Origin of the sequence: Roseicella aerolata, assembly GCF_020523605.1 — a bacterium.
Taxonomy (GTDB): Bacteria; Pseudomonadota; Alphaproteobacteria; order Acetobacterales; family Acetobacteraceae; genus Paracraurococcus; species Paracraurococcus aerolatus.
Window position 1 is genome coordinate 1 of sequence record NZ_JAJAQI010000164.1, and the last position, 967, is coordinate 967.

General features: G+C 70.4%; 1 protein-coding gene. It reads right to left on the reverse strand.

What is annotated here, in order from left to right; genetic code table 11:
- Window positions 1-73 precede the first annotated feature (73 nt).
- Window positions 74-886, reverse strand: coding sequence for an IS5 family transposase (locus LHA35_RS28355; protein ID WP_456316101.1), 813 nt, complete (start codon window positions 884-886; stop codon window positions 74-76).
- Between the last annotated feature and the right edge of the window lie 81 nt (window positions 887-967).

Consider the following 967-nt stretch of genomic DNA (forward strand, 5'->3'; position numbering starts at 1 on the left):
GTCCAGCACCAGCCGGACTGCCCGCTCCCGCACCTCCGGCGAGTAGCTCGCCGCCGTCTTCTTCGTCATGGCTCTATCCTCTCAAGAGATAGTGCCTCCGGAAAAGCCGGTGCGGTTCAATCCGCCGGACGGCGGCGTTGTGCGCCTCCAGCCGCACCAGCGCCTCCGGACCGCGGCCCCAGATGCCGGTCTGGACGGTGCGGGGCGTGCCGCCACGGCCGATGATCACCCGCTCCGCAGGCCCGCCCGCAAAGCTGCTGTCGGCATAGACGTGGCCTGGCTCCGGCGGCAGCACCCGCTCCAGCTCGGCCGCATCATGGACGTTGGCCGTCGTGACCTCGACGCCTCGGATCAAGCCTGCGCCTTCGTCGGTGGCGACATGCGCCTTGTAGCCGTGCGTGGGCTTGCGGCGGCGGTGCCCAGCCCAGCGGGCCTCGCCATCGTGCCGGATGCTGGCAGACGGGATCAGGGTGGCGTCCACCAGTGTGCCGGTGCGGACCGTGACACCCTTGGCCTCCAGCTGCCGGGTGATGGCCTCGAACAGCACCCGGTCCAGTCCGCGCCGCACCAGCTCGCGCCGGAAGCGGACGAAGGTAGTGCGCTCCGGCGTCGACTCGTGCGCGGCGAAGCCGCAGAAGCGACGGAAGCTGGTGCGGTCGTCCAGCGCCTCGGCGAGCCTCACATCCGACAGGTCGTGCCAGGTCGCCAGCAGAAGGGCGCGGAACAGGGCCAGCGGCGGCCAGCCGGGCTCGCCCTTCGCCGCCGCCGAGATCCCGACCAGGTGGCGGTCGATCTCGGGCCAGTCAATGAGCGCAGCGAGTTCCGCCAGCGATGATGCTGCGCGCGGCGAGCTACGCGGGAAACTGGGTGACGGCCAGCCGATCAGGCGGCGGTCTGTGCTGGCGTCTCCTTGACCTCGACGCCATTGCGGAACCTGACACCCTGGATGACCTTCGGCAACTGGTTC